Raw genomic sequence first — 1,423 nt, 5'->3', positions numbered from 1 at the left:
GCCGACTCCGCGAGGATAACGCGGGCCCGGCGCAGCAGCGCCCGGCCCGCCTCGGTCGGCACGAGGCCGCGGCCCTCCCGCTCGAAGAGCCGCGTGCCGAGCTCCCGCTCCAGGTCGCGCAACTGGCGGCTGAGCGTCGGCTGCGTGAGGTGCAGCCGACGCGCCGCCGCGCTGACCGACCCCTCCTCGGCGATCGCGACGACGTAGCCGAGCAGCCGAATCTCCATCCATACCTCCCAGGCATGGACAGCATAGAAGCTCATGCTCAGCAGGCTGAACAGGGCGGTTCGCGGGACAGGATCGGGACATCGCACCGACCGAAGGAGCACGACGATGAACAGTTCCGAGCGTTTCGAGCACGGCATGCAGGTCCTGGAGAAGGTGGACGGCGAGGGCGGGCAGCGCGTCGTCGCGTCGCTCAGCGAGGTGTCGCCCGAGCTCGGCCACCAGATCGTCGCCTGGGCGTTCGGCGACATGTACGACCGGCCCGAGCTGGCGCCCCGGGACCGGCAGCTGGTCACGCTCGGGATCCTGACCGCGCTCGGCGGCTGCGAGATCGAGCTGGACGTCCACATCAACGCGGCGCTGAACGTGGGGCTGACCGCCACGGAGATCTCCGAGGCGCTGCTGCACTCGGCCGTCTACGCCGGAATGCCGCGCGCGGTCAACGCCACCCTCGTCGCCAAGCGGGTGTTCGCCGAGCGGGGGGTCGCACCGGCCGCCGCTGAAGATCGTCTAACCTCGGCCTGAGGCTCCGCGGGACGGAGCGGGAGAGGGGAGACGGACGTGACCTGGTACGAGCCGACCGAGACCGAGCGGGCCCACCTGCGCCGCTGCGTGGACCTGGCCGCCGAGGCGCTCGCGGACGGCGACGAGCCGTTCGGGTCGGTGCTGGTCACGGCCTCCGGCGAGGTCGTGTTCGAGGACCGCAACCGGGTCAAGGACGGCGACCGCACCCGGCATCCCGAGTTCGAGATCGCCCGCTGGGCGGGCACGCACCTGTCGCCGTCCGAGCGCGCCGCCGCGACCGTCTTCACCTCCGGCGAGCACTGCGCGATGTGCGCCGCCGCGCACGGCTGGGCCGGGCTCGGACGCATCGTCTACGCGTCCTCGACCGAGCAGCTCGGCGGCTGGCTCCGCGAGCTGGGCGTCGCGCCGGGGCCCGTCCGGCCGCTGGCGATCAACGAGGTGGTCCCCGGCCTGCCGGTGGCGGGACCCGTGCGCGAGTTCGCCGACGAGATCCGGGAGCTGCAGCGCACCCTGCACAGCCGGGGCTGAGCCCGTCCGCCGACACGGCGGGCCGCACGCCGGTGGGGGGCGCGCGCCGGTGGGGTGGGGCGCACGCCGACGCGGCAGGGCGCATGTCGGTGGGGCGGGGCGCACGCCGGCGGGGCGCCGGGGCGCGCCTCGGGGCCGTGCGGCC

At 74.5% G+C, this 1,423-nt stretch carries 3 protein-coding genes; 2 read left to right on the top strand and 1 reads right to left on the bottom strand.

The features are described 5' to 3' along the window. On the bottom strand, nucleotides 1-263 hold a 263-nt coding region (locus tag AB0J52_RS40570), incomplete at its 3' end, for a LysR family transcriptional regulator (RefSeq protein WP_500188539.1). 70 nt (nucleotides 264-333) lie between these two features. On the opposite strand from AB0J52_RS40570, the gene AB0J52_RS40565 reads away from it, so the two are divergent. After that, nucleotides 334-750, top strand: coding sequence for a carboxymuconolactone decarboxylase family protein (locus AB0J52_RS40565; protein WP_500188538.1), 417 nt, complete (start codon nucleotides 334-336; stop codon nucleotides 748-750). A gap of 36 nt (nucleotides 751-786) precedes the next feature. Next, nucleotides 787-1,278, top strand: a complete 492-nt coding sequence (locus AB0J52_RS40560; RefSeq protein ID WP_500188537.1) for a nucleoside deaminase — start codon at nucleotides 787-789, stop codon at nucleotides 1,276-1,278. Nucleotides 1,279-1,423: the final 145 nt, after the last annotated feature.

Origin of the sequence: Spirillospora sp. NPDC049652 (assembly GCF_040675125.1) — a bacterium.
GTDB lineage: Bacteria > Actinomycetota > Actinomycetes > Streptosporangiales > Streptosporangiaceae > Spirillospora.
Note: the sequence above shows the minus strand (reverse complement) of the source record. Positions and strands in the feature narration are given on the sequence as shown.